Origin of the sequence: Ruminococcus bromii (assembly GCF_928721825.1) — a bacterium.
In the GTDB taxonomy this organism is placed as follows: Bacteria; Bacillota; Clostridia; order Oscillospirales; family Acutalibacteraceae; genus Ruminococcoides; species Ruminococcoides bromii.
This window is the reverse complement of record NZ_CAKMVP010000003.1, coordinates 185215-206678: the sequence shown is the minus strand read 5'-3', so window position 1 is coordinate 206678 and position 21464 is coordinate 185215. Positions and strand designations below refer to the sequence as shown.

General features: G+C 42.7%; 19 protein-coding genes. 5 read left to right on the top strand and 14 right to left on the bottom strand.

Annotated features, from left to right (window positions below; all coding sequences use genetic code 11):
- Positions 1-412 precede the first annotated feature (412 nt).
- The 11 genes from QDI94_RS01245 to QDI94_RS01195 all read right to left on the bottom strand — a co-directional run bounded on the left by QDI94_RS01245 (position 413) and on the right by QDI94_RS01195 (position 14451).
- On the bottom strand, positions 413-1192 hold the full coding sequence (locus QDI94_RS01245) for an N-acetylmuramoyl-L-alanine amidase (RefSeq protein WP_278866519.1): 780 nt from the start codon (positions 1190-1192) through the stop codon (positions 413-415).
- Complete coding sequence (locus QDI94_RS01240; RefSeq protein WP_178586273.1) at positions 1185-1421, bottom strand: hypothetical protein; 237 nt, start codon at positions 1419-1421, stop codon at positions 1185-1187. Before QDI94_RS01240 ends, QDI94_RS01245 begins: the two co-directional genes overlap by 8 nt.
- A 4-nt stretch (positions 1422-1425) precedes the next feature.
- On the bottom strand, positions 1426-1683 hold the full coding sequence (locus QDI94_RS01235; protein ID WP_021883346.1) for a hypothetical protein: 258 nt from the start codon (positions 1681-1683) through the stop codon (positions 1426-1428).
- 115 nt (positions 1684-1798) lie between these two features.
- Positions 1799-4618 (bottom strand): excinuclease ABC subunit UvrA, encoded by a 2820-nt coding sequence (gene uvrA / locus QDI94_RS01230; protein ID WP_278866515.1) that lies wholly within the window; start codon positions 4616-4618, stop codon positions 1799-1801.
- Between the two features lie 112 nt (positions 4619-4730).
- Positions 4731-6689 carry an ATP-dependent zinc metalloprotease FtsH gene (ftsH, locus tag QDI94_RS01225; protein ID WP_423816497.1) on the bottom strand — a complete coding sequence of 653 codons (1959 nt, stop codon included), beginning with the start codon at positions 6687-6689 and terminating at the stop codon, positions 4731-4733.
- Between the two features lie 143 nt (positions 6690-6832).
- Positions 6833-7369: a hypoxanthine phosphoribosyltransferase gene (hpt, locus tag QDI94_RS01220; RefSeq protein WP_101029047.1), complete on the bottom strand. Its 537-nt coding sequence runs from the start codon at positions 7367-7369 to the stop codon at positions 6833-6835.
- Between the two features lie 2 nt (positions 7370-7371).
- Positions 7372-8694, bottom strand: a complete 1323-nt coding sequence (gene tilS / locus QDI94_RS01215; protein WP_278866514.1) for a tRNA lysidine(34) synthetase TilS — start codon at positions 8692-8694, stop codon at positions 7372-7374.
- Positions 8687-10060, bottom strand: a complete 1374-nt coding sequence (dnaB, locus tag QDI94_RS01210) for a replicative DNA helicase (RefSeq protein WP_278419283.1) — start codon at positions 10058-10060, stop codon at positions 8687-8689. The genes tilS and dnaB overlap by 8 nt, the downstream gene beginning before the upstream one ends.
- A 14-nt stretch (positions 10061-10074) precedes the next feature.
- Complete coding sequence (rplI, locus tag QDI94_RS01205; RefSeq protein WP_101029050.1) at positions 10075-10521, bottom strand: 50S ribosomal protein L9; 447 nt, start codon at positions 10519-10521, stop codon at positions 10075-10077.
- A 16-nt stretch (positions 10522-10537) separates the two neighbouring features.
- Entirely contained in the window at positions 10538-12493 is a 1956-nt protein-coding gene (locus QDI94_RS01200; RefSeq protein WP_278866512.1) for a DHH family phosphoesterase, read from the bottom strand.
- 53 nt (positions 12494-12546) lie between these two features.
- The gene (locus tag QDI94_RS01195) at positions 12547-14451 is read right to left on the bottom strand and encodes a ribonuclease J (RefSeq protein WP_278866510.1); all 1905 of its coding nucleotides are present in this window, start codon (positions 14449-14451) and stop codon (positions 12547-12549) included.
- A gap of 603 nt (positions 14452-15054) precedes the next feature.
- Between QDI94_RS01195 and rnhA the strand changes: the two genes are divergently transcribed.
- The 4 genes from rnhA (at position 15055) to QDI94_RS01175 (ending at position 17644) form a co-directional block, all read left to right on the top strand.
- Positions 15055-15492 (top strand): ribonuclease HI, encoded by a 438-nt coding sequence (rnhA, locus tag QDI94_RS01190; protein WP_101029052.1) that lies wholly within the window; start codon positions 15055-15057, stop codon positions 15490-15492.
- 29 nt (positions 15493-15521) lie between these two features.
- A complete protein-coding gene (gene nifS, locus QDI94_RS01185; protein ID WP_101029053.1) occupies positions 15522-16709 on the top strand; it encodes a cysteine desulfurase NifS in 1188 nt (395 codons plus the stop codon).
- Positions 16710-16772: 63 nt separating this feature from the next.
- Positions 16773-17204: a Fe-S cluster assembly scaffold protein NifU gene (gene nifU, locus QDI94_RS01180; RefSeq protein ID WP_101029054.1), complete on the top strand. Its 432-nt coding sequence runs from the start codon at positions 16773-16775 to the stop codon at positions 17202-17204.
- Positions 17205-17293: 89 nt separating this feature from the next.
- Positions 17294-17644, top strand: coding sequence for a cupin domain-containing protein (locus QDI94_RS01175; protein WP_101029055.1), 351 nt, complete (start codon positions 17294-17296; stop codon positions 17642-17644).
- A gap of 252 nt (positions 17645-17896) precedes the next feature.
- Here the strand turns inward: QDI94_RS01175 and QDI94_RS01170 are convergent, their stop codons facing one another.
- The 3 genes from QDI94_RS01170 to QDI94_RS01160 all read right to left on the bottom strand — a co-directional run bounded on the left by QDI94_RS01170 (position 17897) and on the right by QDI94_RS01160 (position 20430).
- Complete coding sequence (locus tag QDI94_RS01170) at positions 17897-18619, bottom strand: CpsB/CapC family capsule biosynthesis tyrosine phosphatase (protein WP_147639966.1); 723 nt, start codon at positions 18617-18619, stop codon at positions 17897-17899.
- 12 nt (positions 18620-18631) lie between these two features.
- Positions 18632-19702 carry a 3-isopropylmalate dehydrogenase gene (leuB, locus tag QDI94_RS01165; RefSeq protein ID WP_101029057.1) on the bottom strand — a complete coding sequence of 357 codons (1071 nt, stop codon included), beginning with the start codon at positions 19700-19702 and terminating at the stop codon, positions 18632-18634.
- Positions 19703-19803: 101 nt separating this feature from the next.
- Positions 19804-20430: a histidine phosphatase family protein gene (locus QDI94_RS01160; RefSeq protein ID WP_278419275.1), complete on the bottom strand. Its 627-nt coding sequence runs from the start codon at positions 20428-20430 to the stop codon at positions 19804-19806.
- Between the two features lie 209 nt (positions 20431-20639).
- Here QDI94_RS01160 and QDI94_RS01155 point away from each other — a divergent pair, with 209 nt between their 5' ends.
- Entirely contained in the window at positions 20640-21308 is a 669-nt protein-coding gene (locus tag QDI94_RS01155; protein WP_278866504.1) for a helix-turn-helix domain-containing protein, read from the top strand.
- Positions 21309-21464: the final 156 nt, after the last annotated feature.

Below are 21464 nucleotides of genomic sequence, written 5' to 3'. Positions count from 1 at the left end.
AGTAAAAACAATATTTCTTATTGATTTACTTTTTGTTTATTTTGTATAGAGCCAATTTTTCAAATCATCATTTTTGTCGGGTAATTCAAGATTCTAAAAAAATACTGTACAAACATCTTCTTGATTTTTTGTACAGTTTGTCTTTTTGACTGTATGAATATTAGAATTGCACCCTCTCACCTTGAATTTTCCCCTAAAAATCGGTATAATATATAGCAGTGAACAGAGAAAAAGTTCACTTAATATTCGGCAAAAATGTTTGCTTCTTTATTGAAACATTCATTTTCATAAAACACACAATCGCGAAAAAGACTGTCATTTGACGGTCTTTTTTGCGTTTGGAAAAAATTCATAATTACATAATTTCTGCATAAAAATCGGAGCCGTGAAAAATCACGACTCCTTTTTTGCTTTATCTTATTTTTTCAGTATAATCAAGTGCTATCCATCCGGCACCGCTTTTGAGTTTGCCCCACTTGGCTGCACCTGCACCCGACTTTTCATCGACTATCGTGTACGCTCCGCCCTTTGGAACAGCACCGTTCACATCGTAATTTGTACCCGGACCTTTACGGATATTCACGCCGTTTGACGAGGTTATTCTCACGATATAACGCCTGAAAGCTTTATCCGAACCCGCTTTTGAACTGTCTGAGCCTGAAGAGTCAGTTTTGTATTTCACATCAAAATAATTGCACATACCCTTGCAGATTGCCTCTCCGATTGCAACTGTATTCTTGCGTATCCAATCCGAGCCTGTCACGGTGTCGTGAAACTCACACTCAACATACACGGTTAATGCCTTCGGCACATTGATTTCGTAGAGGTCGGTTTTGTAGCTGACTGAATCGTCCTTGCCGGGCGAGATTGCTCCGAGGGCAGACTTTACCGCCTCGGCGGCTTTTCTGCCGTTTGAGTTCAGGCAAAACACTCTTGTACCGCCCGTATATTTGCCGTTAAACGCATTAGTGTGAATCGGCATATGAATGTCTGCTCCAAACTTATCCGACTCGGGACAGCGTGTCTGCATAAGCGTGCCCGACTTTGCGACCATAACATTGAATCCGCAGCGCCTGAGTGCTTTGGCTGCTGCGGCGGCAATTTTGTCGCACTGAGCCATTTCATTTGTACCGCCCGTTGCATAGGTGTTGCCGTTTTGGTTTGACGGACTGATATATATTTTCTTACTCATTTTCTTTATCTTCTCCCTCTTTTAAATTCATTACTGCCGATGCACCTGCCGCAACAGCCGCAACAGCAAGACCGATGAGAGCGTTCTTTACAACATCACCGTCGTTAAAATCAAGACCGCCCAATGCGAGGGTTACATTGGTAATAACATAACCGAGAGCAGTCTGAATAAATGTTCTGAACGCTCTTTTTAAACACGGCTTTTTTAAGCATATTTTCATTTTACTCATTATATTATATTTTCCTTTCCTTGTTTTGTTCGTTTTCCAAATCCGCTATTCTGTGTTCCGCTGTTTTGATTTTGTTGTCATTAACTGCCTCGTGCTGCTCAATAAGATATACACGCTCAACAAGATTATTATGCTTGTCAACCTTTTTTTCGAGCTGTTCAATGCGGTAATTTGATAATCTTGACGCTGTGAAAATACCCGCAAGAGAGCCTGCAAGAGTTCCTGCAAATGAAATCAACGCTATAAGAATTTGGTCTGTCAAAAAAATCACCTCCCACTTACAGGCTCAAAAAAAGGAGAAATTGCACTAAACAATGCAATTTCTCCGAAATTTCTTTATATTTATTTTTTAAAACGATTATTTTTCTCTATGGGAATTATAACAGTGGTTTAAGATACTGTCCCGTAAATGATTTTTCAACCTTTGCAACCTGTTCGGGAGTGCCTTTGGCAACGATTGTACCGCCGCCGTCACCGCCCTCGGGACCGAGGTCGATAAGATAATCGGCTGTCTTGATAAGGTCAAGGTTGTGTTCAATTACAACAACCGTGTTTCCGCCGTCAACAAGAAGCTGAAGAACCTCAACAAGTCTGTGTACATCGGCAATGTGCAAGCCCGTTGTCGGCTCGTCAAGAATATAAATTGTCTTGCCCGTACTGCGTTTTGAAAGCTCTGTTGCAAGCTTTACACGCTGAGCCTCACCGCCCGAAAGCGTTGTTGCAGGCTGACCGAGCTTGATGTAACCAAGACCAACCTCGTACAAGGTTTTCAGCTTTCTGTAAATTTTCGGGATATTTGAGAAAAACTCCATTCCCTCCTCAACGGACATTTCAAGAACATCATTGATTGACTTGCCCTTGTACTTTACTTCGAGGGTTTCACGGTTATATCTTTTGCCCTTGCAGACCTCACACGGAACATAAACATCTGACAAAAAGTGCATTTCAATCTTGAAAATACCGTCACCCTGACAAGCCTCACATCTGCCGCCCTTTACATTGAATGAAAATCTGCTTGGCGTAAAACCACGCATTTTCGCATCGGTTGTAGCGGCATAAAGCATTCTGATATCCGTAAACACACCTGTGTATGTTGCAGGATTTGAACGGGGAGTTCTGCCGATAGGACTTTGGTCAATGGCAATTACCTTATCAAGATTTTCCATACCCTTGATTTCCTTGTGCTTGCCGGGAATTGTCTTTGCTCGATTAAGGTCACGGGCAAGGGCTTTATAGAGAATTTCATTTACAAGTGAGCTTTTGCCCGAACCCGAAACACCTGTTACGCAGACAAATTCACCGAGCGGAATTTTAACATTGATATTTTTAAGGTTATTTTCAGCCGCTCCTCTGACTTCAAGGAAAAGTCCGTTGCCTTTTCTGCGCTTTTCGGGAACGGGAACTTTGCGTTCGCCCGAAAGATACTTGCCTGTAATTGAATTCGGACATTGCTTAATCTTTTCAACATCACCGACGCAGACAATTTCACCTCCGTGAATACCTGCCCCGGGGCCTACATCCACAATGCAATCTGCGGCATACATAGTGTCCTCATCGTGTTCAACAACGATAACAGTATTTCCGAGGTCACGAAGTCGCTTTAAGGTTGCAAGAAGTTTTTCATTGTCACGCTGATGAAGTCCGATACTCGGCTCGTCAAGAATATACAGCACACCCATAAGCGAACTGCCGATTTGCGTTGCTAGGCGGATTCGCTGGCTTTCACCGCCGCTGAGTGTTCCCGAGCTTCTTGAAAGAGTAAGGTAGCCAAGTCCTACGCTCTTGAGGAAGTTAAGTCTTTCGTTAATTTCTTTAACAATTTCAGCACCGATAATCTGCTCTTTTTCCGTAAGCTTGAGCTGACCTACAAAGTCGAGTGCGTCAACAACCGACATTTTGCAGAAATCGGCAATGTTAAGTCCGCCGACTGTTACTGCAAGGCTTTCGGCTGAAAGTCTGTCACCGTGACAAAGATCGCACGGAATTTCTGCCATATACGAACGGATTTCGTCCTTAATCCAGTTACTGCTTGTGTCACGGTAACGGCGTTCAAGGTTGTTGATTATACCCTCAAATTTATGCTGATAAGTACCTCCGCCGTAAACCGATTTTTTATTGATTGTCAGCTCATCATCACCTGTGCCGTAGAGGATTTTTTCGATAGTTTCCTTCGGAAGATTTTCAAGCGGTTCATCAAGCGAAAAATTGTACTTTTTCGCTAAAGCCTCCATATACATTGCGGCAATTGTACTGCCTTCCATTGCCCATCCGCTGCCCTTGATACCGCCGTCACGAATACTCTTTGACATATCGGGAATAATTTTGTTCTCATCAATTTTGAGGAACACGCCGAGTCCTGTACATTTTGGACACGCACCGAAAGGATTGTTGAATGAAAACATTCTCGGCGAAAGGTCGTCAATGCTCACACCGTGTTCGGGGCAGGCATATTTTTGTGAAAAAGTCACATCCTCATCGCCGTTGAAGTTCACCATAACAAGACCGCCGCCAAGCTTTGAAGCGGTTTCGATGCTGTCGGAAAGTCTTGAAACGATTTCAGGCTTAATTACAAGACGGTCAACAATGATTTCTATATTATGCTTTTTATTTTTCTCAATCGGAATATTTTCCGACAAATCATAGATAATCCCATCAACTCTTGCACGGACATAGCCCGATTTTCCGGCACTGTCAAGAACCTTTGCGTGTTCGCCCTTTCTACCCCTTACAACGGGAGCCATAATCTGAATTTTTGTGCCTGCGTCATAGGTCATAATCTTATCAACAATCTGGTCAACAGTCTGCTGACGGATTTCCCTTCCGCAGACTGTACAGTGCGGAACACCTATTCTTGCGTACAAAAGACGGAGATAATCGTAAATTTCCGTAACCGTACCGACCGTTGAACGGGGATTCTTTGAAGTAGTTTTCTGATCGATTGATATTGCAGGCGAAAGTCCCTCTATGCTTTCAACATTAGGCTTGTCCATCTGACCGAGAAACATTCTTGCATATGAAGAAAGGCTTTCAACATATCTTCTCTGTCCCTCGGCATAGATTGTGTCGAATGCAAGGGAGCTTTTGCCCGAACCCGAAAGACCTGTAATTACAACGAGCTTGTTTCGGGGAATTTCAACATTTACATTTTTGAGGTTATGCTCTTTTGCACCTCTCACAATAATTTTATCCTGTGCCATCTCATCTACCCTTTACTGTGTCAAACACCTGACACAACTTCATACATTCGTTTAAATATTGATTCATATACACGCATAGCCTCTCATTGCGAGAGGCTATGTTTATTTGATATTAACCTTCTGTGGACTCGTCAACCTTTGTTTCGGCTGAGGGTTCTTTGTCGGCAGTTTCCTGCTCAACTTCTTCGGGTTCTTTATATGTGCCGTTCATTACGGCAGTAAAGTCCTCACTGCCCATCTTCTCATGCTTAATAAGATATTTTGCAATGTCGTGGAGCTTATCCATATTTTCGCTGAGAATCTTGGTAGCATCGCCATATGCCTTGTTGATCATATCAAGAACAAGCTGGTCGATTTTAGCTGCGGTAGCCTCGGAATAATCCTGAGTTCTGCTGCCCATATCTCTGCCGAGGAATACGGAATTGTTGTCTGTGCCGTAGCATACACAACCGAGTTCCTTAGTCATACCGTACTTTGTAACCATTGCACGGGCTGTTTTTGTAGCCTTTTCAATATCGTTTGACGCACCTGTTGAGATGTCATCCATAATAAGTTCTTCGGCAACTCGACCGCCAAGACTTACAACGATATCCTCATACATACCTCTGCGTGAGTTGTACGACTTATCCTCACTCGGAAGTGGCATTGTGTAACCGCCTGCCATACCTGTCGGGATAATTGAAATCTCGTGAACAGGGTCCTGAGTTTCAAGCTTATCAAAGAGAATTGCGTGACCTGCCTCATGGTAGGCTGTGAGCTTTTTCTCTTTTTCACTCATTACTTTGCTCTTTTTCTCTGCACCGACAACAACCTTGACTGTTGCCTCCTTGATTTCGTCCATGGTAATGGCTTTTTTGTCTTTTCTTGCGGCAAGAAGTGCGGCCTCATTAAGAAGATTTTCAAGGTCTGCACCTGTAAATCCGGCTGTTGTTTTAGCAATAGTCTTGAGATTTACATCGGGCGCAAGCGGTTTCTTTCTTGCATGAACCTTGAGGATAGCCTCACGGCCGTTTACATCGGGATAGCTTACAACAACCTGACGGTCAAATCTGCCCGGACGCATAAGAGCCGGATCGAGAACATCGGGTCTGTTGGTTGCGGCAATAAGGATTACACCTTCATTTGCACCGAAGCCGTCCATTTCAACGAGAAGCTGGTTAAGAGTCTGCTCACGCTCATCGTTGCCTCCGCCAAGACCTGCGCCTCTCTGGCGACCTACGGCATCAATTTCATCAATGAAAATGATGCAAGGTGAGTTTTTCTTTGCCTGATCAAAGAGGTCACGAACACGGGACGCACCGACGCCTACAAACATCTCAACAAAGTCTGAACCTGAAATTGAGAAGAACGGCACACCTGCTTCACCTGCAACAGCTCTTGCAAGCAATGTTTTACCTGTACCGGGAGGGCCGACAAGGAGAACACCCTTTGGTATTCTTGCACCGAGTTTGTTATACTTTTCAGGAGCCTTGAGGAACTCAACAACCTCTGCAAGCTCTTCTTTTTCTTCGTCGGCACCTGCAACATCGTCAAATGTTGTCTTTCGCTTTTCATCATTTGTGTTTTTAATCTTGGCTTTGCCAAAGCTCATTTCCTTGCCGCCAAGACCGCCGCCGCCGAGTTTCTTCATAATGAATACCCATGCAACGATAAGGATAAGCGTTGTAATGATTATCGGAAGAATTTCAATAAGAAACGAATTATCCGTTGCTCGGGTAAGATTGTATGAAATCTCATCGTTTGACGCGGGATGATAGTAAGGCTTGATATCGTCAAGAAAACGCTGGATATCGGCAAGCTGGCCTCTTACAACAACCTTTGATTTCTTGCTGTGAGAATCAGAGTTCTTTGATTCTGTGGGGCTTTGAACAGCGGTAGTTGCGGAAGTCTTATCGGAATCGGATGATTTGATAGGACTTAATCCCTCTTTAAGGGTAATGTCAATCGAACCTGTACCGTAATCAATATCAAAGCTGTCAACCATATCCTGAACAAAGTACTGCTCAAGCTCCGAGGTTTTCGGTGAGCTCGATTTATTTGAGCTTAGCACAGCCGCCGTTATAATAATCATCAGAATCGGAATTCCGAGATAAAGCAGCAGATTGCGCACTTTCTTTTTATTGTCCAATGCTGTCACTCCTCTTTATATTATTGTTTTTCCAAGGTAGAAATATGTAATGCCACGAAAATTTGCGGCTTATTTTCGCATTAAAATCACGAATAAACTGACGGCTTTAATACGCCTACATAAGGAAGATTTCTGTACTTTTCGTTATAATCAAGACCGTAGCCAACGATAAACTCATCCGGAATTACCGCACCTGCGTAGTCAACATGAATGTCGGCAACTCTTCTGTCGGGCTTATTGAAAAGTGTACAGAGCTTTACTGATTTTGCCTTCTTGGCTTTAAGATATTTTGTGATAAAGTCAAGAGTATTGCCTGAGTCGATAATATCCTCAACAATGAGAATATCCTTGCCCTCAACAGACTGGGAAATATCCTTCTGAATATTAACTCTGCCTGAGCTTACAGTACCGCTGCCGTAGCTTGACGCAACGATAAAGTCGATTGAAAAATCAAGATTAACCTTTCTCATAAGGTCAACCATAAAGGCAACGCTGCCCTTGAGCAGACCGACCATTATAAAATCTTTGTCATTATAATCTTTTTCAATCTGTTTTGCAATAGTGTTCACAATATTTTCAATATCTTTTTCCGAATACAGAATTTTTTCAATATCCTTATGCATAATTAACCCTCTTTGTTTATTATCATCAATAGATTTTCGGTGTCATCCGGCTTTCCCTGCAATGAAACACCAAGCCTTTCACACCATAAAACGGTGTCGGATACCGCAAGAAGCAACAGCCTGTCCCTTATTTCCGAGGGTATCTTCTGTTCGTTAAAAACCTTGCGGAGCGGTTTTGTGACCGTGCGGTCGGGATATGTAAACCTGTCGCCTGCTCTGCGTGTTCGGAAAACAGCATTTTCATTAAGCCATTTTGCGGCAACGAGGTTGTTTTGATTTGTTGATTTATCAGCAATTTTGCTCACCGTGTATGTTTTTCCGTCATAAGAAAAGCTCATATTATTCTTTAACGGAATTTCTTTGAAATCAGCCGAATTATCCGAACATACAAAACGGAAAATTCCCTGTTTCGAAACGGCTGTGCATTGTTTTGACAATTCAACACTGCCGCCGTTTTCGATTATTTCACATAAAAGCAAAACTGTTTTTCTTTCGGGACAGACACTGTAATTATTGTTCTTTAAAAGAATAAACAGCATTTCCTTTAAAACTGCCCTGTCAAGCTTTAACAGCTTTTTGCAGTCGTAGCCGAAGTCGCATTTGCAGTCATTCACAGCTTTTTCGGCATATTTTCTGATGAAACCGACTGACTCTCTCGCACTCTCACTCAAGCCGAGAGCCGTCCGTTCAAAAGACGGATTCAGCCTTTTAAGGCACGGCATAATGTTGCGCCTAATGTAATTTCGTGTGTATTCATCGGCAAGATTCGTGCTGTCGGTAACATATTCAAGGTTGTTTGCTTTGCAGTAGCTTTCAATGTCACTTCTCAAAAGTTCAATCAGAGGTCTGATTATGTTCCCCCGTTTTGGAGGAATTGCCGACAAGCCTGCCACCGATGTGCCTCTTGCAATGTTAAATATCAGCGTTTCGGCATTGTCGGATGCCGTGTGAGCAGTTGCAACCTTTGCACCGAGTTTTTGCGAAAGCTCTTCAAAGAAAGCATAGCGGACATTTCTTCCGCAAAGCTCTTCGCTGATTTTCTGCTGTTTGGCAAGTGTGGGAACATCAACGCTTTTTATGAAAAGCTCCGTGTTAAATTTCTTACAAAGAATTTTGCAGAAATTTTCATCACGCTTTGCCTCTTCACCGCGGATATTGTGGTTAATATGAGCGGCATAGACCGAAAGATTGTATTTTTCTTTCAGAGAAACTAAAATGCTCAGCAGAGCCGTGGAATCAGCTCCGCCCGAAAGTGCAACGATTACGCTGTCACCTTTTTCAAGCAAACCGTATTTTTCAACGGTTGCAATAACACGGTTAAGCATCTCGGTTGTCCGTTCCCGTAAAGCGCATAAACTCGCCCTGCCAATGCAGTTTTACGATATTTGTTTCGCCGTGACGGTTCTTTGCTACGATGCACTCGCCCGAATTCATATCGGCTGTCGGTGCGGCAGAATCCTCTCCGCCCTCTTTGTCATAATAGCCCTCACGGTAGAGGAAAAGTACAATATCGGCATCCTGCTCGATAGAACCCGAATCTCGAAGATCGGCAATCTGAGGTCTGTGGTCATCACGCTTTTCTGCGGCACGGGAAAGCTGTGACAGAGTGATTACGGGAACATTCATTTCCTTTGCAAGAATTTTCAGATTTCGTGTGATTTCCGAAATTTCGTTTACACGGCTGTCAATCTTTCTGCCGCTCGACATAAGCTGAAGATAGTCAATTACAACAAGATCAAGGTTGTGAAGTCGGCGAAGTCTTGACTTCATCTCGGGGATTGTAATGCCCGGAGTATCGTCAAGATAAAGGTCGGTTTTGCTGAGAATATCGCTTGCAGGAATAAGCCTTGACCATTCCTCCTCGGTAAGCTTACCTGTTCTCAGTTTTGTACCGCCGATAAGTGCCTCGCTCGAAAGCAGACGGCTTGCAAGCTGTTCCTTTGACATTTCAAGCGAGAAAAACGCAACGGTCTTTTTGGACTTGCACGCAACATTTCGTGCAATATTGAGTGCGAAACTCGTTTTACCCATACCGGGTCGGGCGGCAAGAATGATAAGGTCGGAACGGTTAAGTCCCGTAATCATTCGGTCAAGGTCGCCTATGCCCGTTGGGATAGGTTTCATACTGTTGTCGGTTTCGCTGTTGAGTGCGTCAAGTCGGTCAAAAGTCTGTAAAATTACCGAGTTGATACGCTCAAGACCGTGTCTTTCATTGCCCTGTCTGATGTCAAAAATCTTCTGCTCTGCCGAATCAATCAGAACCGAGGGATCTTCGTTGCCTGCTGTTGCGTCATCAATAATTTCACGGGATGCCGTAATAAGCCTGCGGACATTGTACTTTTCCGCAATAATCTTCGCATACTCCTCGGCATTGGAAATTGACGGACAATTGTCAACAAGGTCAAAGAGGTAGGATTTACCTGTTGACTCATCAAAAGCTTTATTCTGTTTTAACCTTTCAAGCAGTGTAACAAAGTCGATGTTCAGACCGAGTCCAATCATTTCCTGCATCTGTGCAAAAATCAGCTTGTGCAAAGAAACATAGAAATAATCGGGGCTTTTCAGAATATCAACAACCTTGTCAAAGGTGTTGCTTTCAAGAATAATTGCACCTAAAACCGCTTGTTCAGCCTCGGGACTGTACGGCAGATGAAGTCCGTCATAGCTGCCTGCAAAATTTAAATCAGCCATTTTTACTCCTTTTATTAGGCTTCGGACACCTGAACATCAATCTTTGCAGAAACGCCCGTAAAGAGCTTTACCTCTGCGTGATATGTACCAAATTCCTTAATATCGCAATCAAGAACAACCTTGCGTTTGTCAACATTTATGTTATACTGCTTTTTAATTTCATCGGCAACCTGCTTTGAGGTTACGCTGCCGAAAAGTCTGCCGCCCTGTCCTGCTTTTGCAGTCATTTTGAAGGTTTTGCCTTCAAGAACCTTTTTGTCATGTTCTGCCTGAGCTTTCTGGGTTGCGATTTTATAGTTTTTTGAATTTTCGGCATTTTTGTATTCATTCATAGCCTGAGCATTTGCCTCTTTTGCAAGCTTTCTCGGAAGAAGAAAGTTTCTTGCATAGCCGTCGGACGCTTCAACAAGCTCGCCTTTTTTGCCGAGTGATTTTACATCCTGCATTAAAATTACTTTCATAACCTGTCAACCTTTCTTACGAGTTTTCCTCATCATCAAGAGTACTGTCAATCTCTGACAGCAGCTGTTGATAAGCAAACTCTTTTGTAGTGTTTTTCAGCTGGGTTGCCGCCATGGTCTGATGACCGCCGCCCCCGAGCTTTTCCATTATAATCTGAACATTAACATTTCCGTAGCTTCTTGCGGAAATGTTAATCTGATTGTTGTCTTCAAAGAGAACAAATGACGCGTCAACACCCTTGAGGTTGAGCATTTCATCAGCCGCCTGAGCCGACGCAAGTCTTATATCACCGTTACCGCTCGGAGCAATTGAAATTGCACATCCACGGTAAACATGAGCCTTGCATACAATGTCAACCTTTTCACGGTAGGTTTCAATATTATCAGAAAACATACCCTTTACGGTGAGAGTGTTTGCACCTCTTCTTCTCAAATAAGCCGCCGCTTCAAAGGTGCGCACACCTGTTTTAACGGCAAAATTCTTTGTGTCAAGCGTAATGCCTGCAAGCATTGCGTCGGCCTGAACATATGAAAGCGGAGAATCATCAAGGCAGCTGATAATTTCACTGCACATTTCACAGGTAGAGGATGCCGACGGTTCATGACAGAACACAAGAGCGTTGTTTATGTAATCGACTGCTTTTCTGTGGTGGTCGATGATGATAACCTTTTTACACTTTTCGTAAAGCTCACTGCTTTCAAGCGAACGCTTCAGGTGCGTGTCAACTATGATAAGAAGTGACTTCTGGGTAAGCCCCGAAAGAGCGGCTTCGGGAGAAATGAATATATCGGTGTCGAGTTTTTCATCAGTATATTCAATGAGCTGTTTTGCCATTGATGTTTCTCGGTTAATGACAACCTTTGAATAACGCTTAAAGGTTTTCTCCATTATGCACTGAAGTCCGATTGCAGCACCGACGCAGTCCAAATCGGAAAACTTGTGTCCCATAATAAAAACCTTGTCACAGTCGGCAACAACACGGCTGATTGCGTTTGCAATTACTCTCATACGAACCTTGCTTGCCTTTTCCGCTGCGGCAACCTTTCCGCCGAAAAACTCATATGTATTATCCTTTTTAATAACGGCAACCTGATCGCCGCCCCTGCCAAGTGCCATCTCAAGAGCTTTTCTTGCGTTGATTTCGCTCTCTTTAATGCTATTATAGCCTCGGCAAAGACCTACCGAAATAGACGCGCTGTGGTTGTTTATAGTGATTTCACGGATATTTTTGAGAATCGGGAACTTGTCGGCTGCCATTTTTTCAACATCGGCTTCTTTGAAAATTATCATAAAACGGTTGTTGCCGATTCTTTTGTAGAGAGCCGAATACTGCTCCGCCCACTTTTGCAGGCAAACTTCAATATCGAGCATTGCCTCCGAGAATGATTCGTCCGAGTTATCGGAAAAGTCCTCGGCATTGTCGAAAACAACAATCGCAACACAAGGCTTTGACGCAAGGTATTCCCTTGTAATCTGCTTGTAGTAGGTGTTTTCTATAAATTCACAAACAGCACTCTCGCCTGTGGAATGATAATACACAGTGTATTCTTTACCGTCAACGGCAACATCACAGCCTTCGCCCTTTTTCAGGTTATCAATGTCTTTTCCCGAGAGATAAGCCTTGATATTGTCACCCTCTGCGCCCTTTCCGCCGCACATAGCCTTGCGGAATCGGGAATTGCACCAGAGAATGTCACCCTGCCTGCCTATTACGGCAACAGGGTAACTGAATTTTTCAAGGTAGTCTTCGTTAATACCCTTTATATTTTCGACTGTATTTTTCACAGTACCCTTAACATAGCTTGCAAAGCGCAATGAAATCACAAGCACAACTGCCAAGGAAAGAACAGACACACCCAGCTCAATATAGAAAACTATCGGCGAATATTCATAGCTTACAACAGCCATTGCAAACATTATTGCCGTAAAAATCAAGAACCACGGTGTAAGTGTCCATTTTCTTTTTCTCATGTCAAACCTCTGTTAATAGCAAAATAGCAAGATAACAAATCAGCGAATAAGGATTAAACCTCCTGAAGAATAGGAAGAATCATCGGGGCTCTTCTTGTACGCTGACCGATAAGCTTTGAAACATCATCCTTGATTCTGTTTTTGATAATGCCCCATTCGTGAACATTATTTTCTGCACAATCCTCAAGAATTGCAAGAGCGGTTCGTTTAACTTCTTCAAGAAGTCCCTCGCTCTCACGAACATATACAAATCCTCTTGAAACAATGTCGGGGCCGCTGATAACATGACCGTCATAAACATCAAGAGAAGCAACAATAATAATAAGTCCGTCCTGACCAAGGTGCTTTCTGTCACGAAGCACGATACTTCCGACATCACCAACGCCAAGACCGTCAACGAATACCTTGCCTGCCTGAACAGGCGGAAGCTCTTTCATATAATCCTCGTTTATTTCAAGAACACTTCCGACATCACCGATATAAATGTTCTTGCGTTCCATACCGAGGAACATTGCAAGGTCGGCGTGCTTTCTAAGGTGTTTCTGCTCACCGTGAACGGGGATAAAATATTTTGGCTTTACAAGCTTCTGAATAATTTTGAGTTCTTCCTGACAGGCATGACCCGAAACATGAACCTCATACATCGACTCGTAAATTACCTTACAGCCCTTTTTGAGAAGTTCGTCAACAACATTGCCGACTGTTTTCTCATTGCCGGGAATCGGATTGGCTGAAATTATGATAAAATCGCCCTCACCGACCATAACCTTTCTGTGGTCGGAATATGCCATTCTTGAAAGCGCACTCATCGGCTCGCCCTGACTGCCTGTTGTAACAAGAACAACCTGCTGCGGCATATATTTGTCGAGCATATCAAGGTCAATAAGAATATTTTCGGGAAGATGCAGATAGCCGAGTTTTTGGGCAACATCCATATAGTTGACCATACTTCTGCCCGAAAAAGCAACCTTTCTTCCATACTTTTCTGCACAGTCAATGATCTGCTGAACACGGTTTACATTTGATGCAAATGTTGCAATGATAATTCTGTAGTTTTCAGCACTCTTAAAAAGGCTGTCAAGGCTGTCGGATACTGTCCTCTCCGTGGGGGTGTATCCCGGTCTTTCCGCATTTGTACTTTCCGAAAGAAGTGCAAGAACACCTTCGTCACCCACTCTTGCAAAGCTTGAAAGATCAATCATATCACCCGTGATAGGTGTGCAGTCAATCTTGAAATCTCCCGTGTGAACAACAGTGCCGCCCGGAGTGTGAATTGCAAAAGCAACAGCATCGGGAATCGAATGGTTTACATGAATGAAATCAATCTTCATACAGCCGAGTTCGATCGTCTGACCTGCATTTATAACATTGAGCTGAGTCTTGTTAAAAAGGCTGTGCTCCCTGAGCTTGTTGCCGACAAGACCGAGCGTAAGCGGTGTACCGTAAATCGGAACATTTACCTTTGAAAGAAGGAAAGGCAATCCGCCTATATGGTCCTCGTGACCGTGTGTAAGAATAATACCCTTAACTCTGTCGGCATTCTGTTCAATATAAGTGAAATCGGGGATTACAAGGTCAACACCGAGCATATCTCCGTCCGGAAATGCCATTCCGCAGTCAACAATAATTATATCGTTCTCACATTCAACAAGGGTGATGTTCTTGCCGATTTCATTAAGACCGCCGAGAAATGCAATTTTTACCGACGGCTTCCGAGCTTTCTTTTTAGGATAACCCTTTGATTTTGACGGATTCTTCTTTTTGCCGTAGCTTAACTTTCCGTTCGATTTTGGCTGAAATCCGTCATCATTTTTCTTATAGTAAGCGTTGTAGGAATTTTTACCCGAACCGCCCTTTTTTGAAGCATTATTTTTAGAGTATTGCTTCACATTCTTTTTGCCTTTTGAGTACCTTGACTGTTTAAGCATATAACTTTCGTTTCTCTTTTCTGTACTCACAGATCTACCTCCGTTTTCTGAAATATGTACTGAGTAAAAATTAAATAAATATATCAAAGACCTCTGAACGCCCGTGAGGTCTTAATTTATTTCAAAATTATTTTTTTATAATTTAATTAAAAATTAAAATCCGCTGTATCCGCTGTAAAAATGCGGCAACATCCGCACTAAGACTATAATTATAATCCGTAAAATATCAGTAAAATATACAAATTTTATTTCCGTAATAAAGGCAGTACACAGCTGTCCTATCATAGTTTTTCATTTTATTGTACCGCACTTCACACTGTAATGTCAAGAAATTTTCACAACAAAAGCAAAAGCTGACGCTTTCGGGTCATATTAAAGCTGCAATTATACGCATAAAAATTTGAAAATACTGTAATAATAAAATCCGAGAACACTTTAATTGCAATTTTAATTGCAATATATATGTATAAATTCCGAATTTTTTTCAAACACCTACCAAGATTCTCGGAATTACAGCAAATAATGGGTTGCAATTGTCGATTGACCGTATTATAATCTATGTAGTGCAGATATAATTGCATTTTGAATATTTGAATGATGAATACACTCTGAATTAAAAAGGAGAATTGTTTTTTGAAACAAGTTGAAATTTTTACAGACGGTGCTTGCAGCGGAAATCCCGGTCCCGGCGGTTGGGGTGCTGTTTTAAGGTATAACGGTCACGAAAAAGAAATTTCGGGCGGTGAGGCTGACACAACCAACAACCGTATGGAACTTTCGGCTGTTATCAATGCACTCGCCATGCTCAAGGAGCCGTGCAAGGTCACGCTGTACAGCGACTCGCAGTATGTTTGCAACGCACTAAAACTCGGTTGGGCTAAAAAGTGGAAAGCAAACAACTGGATGCGTAATAAAAAAGAAAAGGCTTTGAACCCCGAACTTTGGGACAGGCTTCTTACCCTGTATGATACTCACGAGGTTGAAATTGTGTGGGTAAAAGGACACGCAGGTCATCCCGAAAACGAGCGTTGCGACCGACTTGCCGTTGCAGCCGCAAAACAATTTGCATAACAATAAACTTATATAAAGGTGGATATAAAATGAGATATGTTTATGCCGACAACTCGGCTACTACAGCACTTTCACCGAAGGTGCTTGAAAAAATGATGCCATACCTCACCGAGGTTTACGGAAACCCGTCAAGCATTTATACAATCGGTGCAAAGGCAAGGGCTGCCGTAGAAACTGCAAGAGAAAACATTGCAAAGAATCTCGGTGCGGCTAACCCGAACGAAATTTACTTTACCTCAGGCGGAAGTGAATCCGACAACTGGGCACTCAAGGGTGTTTGTCACGCTCTAAAGGCAAAGGGCAAAAAGCACATCATTACTTCAAAATTTGAGCATCATGCTATTCTTCACACATGTGAGGCTCTTGAAAAGGAAGGCTTTGAGGTTACTTATCTTGATGTTTACGAAAACGGTATCGTTCATCCCGAGGATGTTGAAAATGCAATTCGCGAGGACACGGCTATCGTTTCGATTATGTACGCAAACAACGAAATCGGTACAATTCAGCCGATTTCCGAAATCGGTGCAATTTGCAGAAAGCACGGTGTTCTTTTCCATACAGACGCAGTTCAGGCGGCAGGTTATGTGAAGATTGATGTTCAGAAAGAAAACATTGATCTTCTTTCAATGACAGCACACAAGCTCCACGGTCCGAAGGGCTGCGGTCTTCTTTACATCAGAAAGGGTGTAAGAATTGAAAACCTCATCTGCGGCGGTGCTCAGGAGAGAAACAAGCGTGCAGGTACCGAAAATGTTGCAGGCATCATCGGTCTTGACGCCGCACTTCAGCTTGCAGTTGACGGTATGGACGAGAGAAACGCAAAGCTTGAAAAGATGCGTGACAGACTTATCGACGGTCTTTTAAAGATTGAGCGTTCAAGAATAAACGGCGACCGAGTTCACAGACTTCCCGGCAATGTTAATATGTGCTTTGAGGGAATCGAGGGCGAAAGTCTTCTTTTAAGACTTGACCTCAAGGGTGTTTCGGCATCATCGGGTTCTGCTTGTACATCGGGCAGTCTTGATCCGAGTCATGTGCTTCTTGCAATCGGTCTTCCGCACGAGATTGCCCACGGCAGTATGCGTCTTTCGTTCTCTGACGACAACACAGAGGAAGACATTGATTACATTCTTGAAATCGTTCCCGAAATTGTTTCATACCTCAGAAGTATGTCACCCCTTTGGGAAAAGATTAAGAAGCAGGAAGCTCAGGGCTGATTGGCAACCCGTTAAAATTCATATAGAATTGAACAGATATTCAGTAACAACAGGAGGATTAAAATGGCTTATTCGGAAAAAGTAATGGATCATTTCGCTAATCCGAGAAATGTAGGCGAAATTGAAAACGCAGACGGTGTCGGCGAGGTCGGTAACTCAAAATGCGGCGATATTATGAAAATGTACATTAAGGTTGATAATGATATCATCACAGATGTAAAGTTTAAAACATTCGGCTGCGGTGCAGCTATTGCAACAAGCAGTATGGCAACAGAGCTTATCAAGGGCAAGTCAATCAATGACGCTCTCAAGCTCACAAACAAGGCGGTTATGGAGGCTCTTGACGGACTTCCGCCTGTCAAGGTTCACTGCTCTGTTCTTGCAGAACAGGCAATCAAGGCAGCCGTTTCGGACTACTACAAAAGAAGAGGCGTTGATCCCGAGCCAATCGTGGGCAATGTTCCCGAATGTGACAGCTGTGGCTGCGGCGGCTGATCCGGCTTAAAATCATACATCTGCCCGACTCCGTAAAAGTCGGGCATTTTTTATTTAAAACTGCAAATAATACCGTTAGGAGGATAATTATGACAGAGTTAAAAATCGAAAACGGCAAAATAAAAAATATCAAAAAAAGTCAGGTGCTTGCGCTCAAAGAGCAGGTAAGCTGTCAGAAAGGTCAGGTTGTGAGCAAAACTCTTGTACAGAACAACGCCGTAAGCGTTACTCTTTTCGCATTTGACAAGGACGAAGAAATCAGTACGCACGAATCAGAAGGCGACGCATTTGTGACTTGTCTTGACGGGGTGGGCAAAATTACAATTGACGGTGTTGAACACATTCTCAAAGAGGGTGAATCAATCGTTATGCCTGCAAAGCATCCGCACGCTGTATACGGCAGAGAGCAATTCAAAATGTTGCTTGTCGTGGTATTTTAAATTTTTACAACCGATAATTTTAAGAACATTCCGAACAACACAGACAGCATTATTGACACAGCCGACATTCGGAATATGTCACTTGGCAATTTTCAATACAAATACGCACCGAGAGAACGGTTTCAGCTGTTTCTCTTTCAACACATCGGCAGTCAGTACAAGTTTTATTGTACGCTGCAAAGAAAAAAACGATTGAAACTCAAAAGGGAATCAATCGTTTTTTGTTTGTATAATATTTAATTTTACAGCATATCAGCCGATTGCTGCATTAAAGATTTTTTCGCTGTTTTTCATCAAGCTGTCAACAGCCTGCCGACCGCATTTTTTGGCAATGCATTCAATTGCGTCGCTGTAAAGCTCGGGTGTATTGTGACTGAATGAATGTGCGTCCGTACCAATAATATCGATAAGTCCCGCACTTACAAGCTTTAACATTCTGCGGCGTTTCATCATCGGAGCTTTCTTTGTGTAATTTGAAATATTTGTCTGAATAACAACACCGAGCCGTTTTAAATCTTCAATCACATCAGGATTGTCAACAAGAAAGCTGTAACGCTCAACATGAGGAATCACGGGAATAAGTCCCTGTTCGCTCATAAGCCTGTCGAGCATCTCATATGAATTGCCGGAAAATGTCGAATTATATGCAAATTCAGTCAGGATATAGTTTGAATTTCCGTAGTTTATGCCCGTAATATTTTCATTATTAAAAAGATACTTTGTAACATAAACCTCTGTTCCGAGAACGATATTCATACCGTTCGGAATGTGCGGCTTGAATTTTTCAAACTTTTCCGCCCTCTCGGCAATAAAATCTTCAATGCTGATTTCATTTGTATAAAAATGAGGTGTAAGACAAACATTCGTTACTCCCTGCTTTTCAAGGCAGGAGAGCAATTTCAAGCTGTCCTCAAGCGTTTTTGCACCGTCATCAATATTCGGCAATATGTGCGAGTGCATATCATAAAACTGCATACCGTTCTCCAATTAAAGTGCCTCACAAACACGGTCGCCCATTTCGTCACAGCCAACCTTTGTGAAACCCTCTTCATAGATATCGGGCGTACGGTAGGTTTCAAGAACCTTTGCAACAGCTGCCTCAATTGCGTCTGCCGCCTCGCTCTGATCAAGTGAATAACGGAGCATCATTGCAACAGAAAGAATTGTAGCAAGCGGATTTGCGATATTCTGACCCGCAATGTCAGGAGCAGAACCGTGGATAGGCTCATAAAGACCGAGCTTGCTGCCCGAAAGGCTTGCAGATGCGAGCATACCGATTGAACCGGCAATCATTGATGCCTCGTCAGAAAGGATATCACCGAAGATATTTGATGTGAGAATGACATCAAACTGACGGGGATTTCTTACAAGCTGCATAGCGCAGTTGTCAACATACATATGGTTAAGCTCAACCTCGGGATAATCCTCGGCAACTCTCTTAACTGTTTCTCTCCAAAGTCTTGAAGATTCAAGAACATTTGCCTTATCAACGCTTGTGAGCTTTTTATTTCTCTTCATAGCAAGGTCGAAGGCAACTTTTGCGATTCTTTCAACCTCACCTACTGTGTACATTTCCGTATCCCAAGCCGCCGGCTGACCGTTTACTTCTTTTCTTCCTCTTTCGCCGAAGTAGATACCGCCTGTAAGCTCACGAACAATCATAACATCGAGGTTGCCGCCGATGATTTCATCCTTGATAGGTGATGCACTCTTGAGCGGTCCGAAAATAACCGAAGGACGAAGATTTGCGAAAAGTCCGAGTGCGCCTCTGATTCCGAGAAGTCCTGCCTCGGGACGGTTGTTACCCGGCTGTGAATCCCACTTAGGACCGCCTACCGCACCGAGAAGCACACTGTCCGATGCCTTGCACTTTGCAACTGTTTCATCGGGGAGCGGAACGCCTGTTGCATCAATAGCACAGCCGCCGAGAAGTGCCTCGTCATATGTAACGCCAAAACCGAATTTTTCAGCGGCACAATCAAGAACCTTTACAGCCTGATTTACGATTTCAGGGCCGATACCGTCGCCCTTTAAAAGAGTAATTTTATAATCTGCCATTTTTATATCTCCTTAATCAATTGTTTACTAATGAATATTATCTCACAATATACGGCAAAAGATTGTAAACTGCGCTACAATTCTGCCAAAGTTTCAAAAAATCAGCCGTTGTCCGACGGAAGCGGAATTGTCTGAAAAACTTCACAGACCTTATCCCTCTGCCAAAGTACAGGAGTAACTCTGAGTGAATAGCCGAAGCCGTTGTCCATTGTCCATTCAAACGGTTTTGCCTGCGGAAGTCCGTAGACTGCAAGCAAGGTCATAATAACACCGCCGTGAGTGACAATTACACTTTCGGTTGTGCCTGTTTTCATAAGTCCCTCAACAATGCTTTCAAACATTTTGCATACTCTGCGCGTAAAATCGGCATTGCTCTCCCCCCTCGGAGGTTTTACGGAAGAATCGCCTGCAAGCCACTTTTTAAAATCGGGATCGTTTTTCAGCTCATCGGCAGTTTTGCCCTCCCATTCACCGAAATTACATTCGGAAAGGTTGTCGATAACAAGCGGATTTTGTTCGGGATAAAGAATTTTTGCGGTTTCGGTACAACGCTTTAACGGACTTGTGAACACAACCTGCGTACCCGGATATTTGTACTCATAATCGAGTTTTCTCAAATCCATTCTGCCCCTATCGGAAAGCGGAGCGTCTGTTGTTCCGATATATTTCCCCGCAAGTGTATCATCAATCGAACCGTGTCGTATAAAATGAATTATATATGATTTCATAACTTCTCCCATAAACCGACTTTCAGCAAATCGGCACTTGATTATTTACAAAAAGTAAATTTTGTATTATACTGTCTGTATAGAAAGTATATTGCTGTAAATGCTTTCAATGTACTGACTATGGACTATATATTATCAGAGCAAATTCTGCTTTGCTTTTTCTGACAATCAAGTTAATTATACTATCTTCAAAAATGAGGTGTCAAGTCTTGAACAAAGATTTTCCGAGAATTATAACATTTCTTCGTAAAGAAAGAGGGTTGAGTCAAAAACAGGTTGCAGGCGACATGGGAATTTCGCAGGCACTTTTGTCACATTATGAAAAGGGAATCCGTGAATGCGGTCTTGATTTTCTCGTAAAAACAGCTGAATACTACGGTGTTTCAACCGATTATCTTCTCGGCAGAACCGTACAGAGAAATTTCACAGCCGATCCTTTTGAGGCTGCCGAAAAAGAGGTTGTCATCAATACCGAAAAAGGCAGTATGATCAATAAAATAAACCGCAGTCTTTTGATGAACACCACCTCGGTAATCTACGATTTGCTTGCAAAAATCGGCAACAAGCACCTTACAAACGCAGTCAGCAACTACCTTATGAGCGCCGAATATGTGATTTTCCGCACGATTTATAACTCCGAAAAAAATAACTCGCAGACTATGTTTTCGCTTGATAAGAACCGCTACAGAAATCTCACGGACGCATCAATGATTCTTGACCTTGAAATCATCAACGAACTTATTGAAAATGATAAGCTTACCCTCACCCTCTCTCCCGATGTCATTTCGGTATGTTTTGAAAAAGATGCCCCGTCACTATTCAACCTAATTCAATATTCCGAAAGAAACATAAAAAATGTCTATGCAGGAAAAAAGTGATTTTTAACTCCTTTTCAGAATAATAAGTTTACTTTCGTGCTACATATATGCTTATAATGTAGCATAGAAGTAAAGTGACACAACAAACAACGGTCGGTTGGCTTGGAGTTTTTCTCAAGCTGAACCGACCGTTTTGTTGCTTGTTTATTTTCTTTT

What these genes read in the sequence shown, in the direction of transcription:
- tilS (WP_278866514.1), bottom strand. Translation starts at nt 8,694, where the DNA reads ATGCTTAACCGTGTTATTGCAACCGTTGAAAAATACGGTTTGCTTGAA.
- nifS (WP_101029053.1), top strand. Translation starts at nt 15,522, where the DNA reads ATGAGATATGTTTATGCCGACAACTCGGCTACTACAGCACTTTCACCG.
- QDI94_RS01200 (WP_278866512.1), bottom strand. Translation starts at nt 12,493, where the DNA reads ATGAGAAAAAGAAAATGGACACTTACACCGTGGTTCTTGATTTTTACG.
- QDI94_RS01245 (WP_278866519.1), bottom strand. Translation starts at nt 1,192, where the DNA reads ATGAGTAAGAAAATATATATCAGTCCGTCAAACCAAAACGGCAACACC.
- QDI94_RS01175 (WP_101029055.1), top strand. Translation starts at nt 17,294, where the DNA reads ATGACAGAGTTAAAAATCGAAAACGGCAAAATAAAAAATATCAAAAAA.
- ftsH (WP_423816497.1), bottom strand. Translation starts at nt 6,689, where the DNA reads ATGATTATTATAACGGCGGCTGTGCTAAGCTCAAATAAATCGAGCTCA.
- nifU (WP_101029054.1), top strand. Translation starts at nt 16,773, where the DNA reads ATGGCTTATTCGGAAAAAGTAATGGATCATTTCGCTAATCCGAGAAAT.
- QDI94_RS01240 (WP_178586273.1), bottom strand. Translation starts at nt 1,421, where the DNA reads ATGAGTAAAATGAAAATATGCTTAAAAAAGCCGTGTTTAAAAAGAGCG.
- uvrA (WP_278866515.1), bottom strand. Translation starts at nt 4,618, where the DNA reads ATGGCACAGGATAAAATTATTGTGAGAGGTGCAAAAGAGCATAACCTC.
- rplI (WP_101029050.1), bottom strand. Translation starts at nt 10,521, where the DNA reads ATGAAAGTAATTTTAATGCAGGATGTAAAATCACTCGGCAAAAAAGGC.
- QDI94_RS01160 (WP_278419275.1), bottom strand. Translation starts at nt 20,430, where the DNA reads ATGAAATCATATATAATTCATTTTATACGACACGGTTCGATTGATGAT.
- dnaB (WP_278419283.1), bottom strand. Translation starts at nt 10,060, where the DNA reads ATGGCTGATTTAAATTTTGCAGGCAGCTATGACGGACTTCATCTGCCG.
- QDI94_RS01170 (WP_147639966.1), bottom strand. Translation starts at nt 18,619, where the DNA reads ATGCAGTTTTATGATATGCACTCGCACATATTGCCGAATATTGATGAC.
- hpt (WP_101029047.1), bottom strand. Translation starts at nt 7,369, where the DNA reads ATGCATAAGGATATTGAAAAAATTCTGTATTCGGAAAAAGATATTGAA.
- leuB (WP_101029057.1), bottom strand. Translation starts at nt 19,702, where the DNA reads ATGGCAGATTATAAAATTACTCTTTTAAAGGGCGACGGTATCGGCCCT.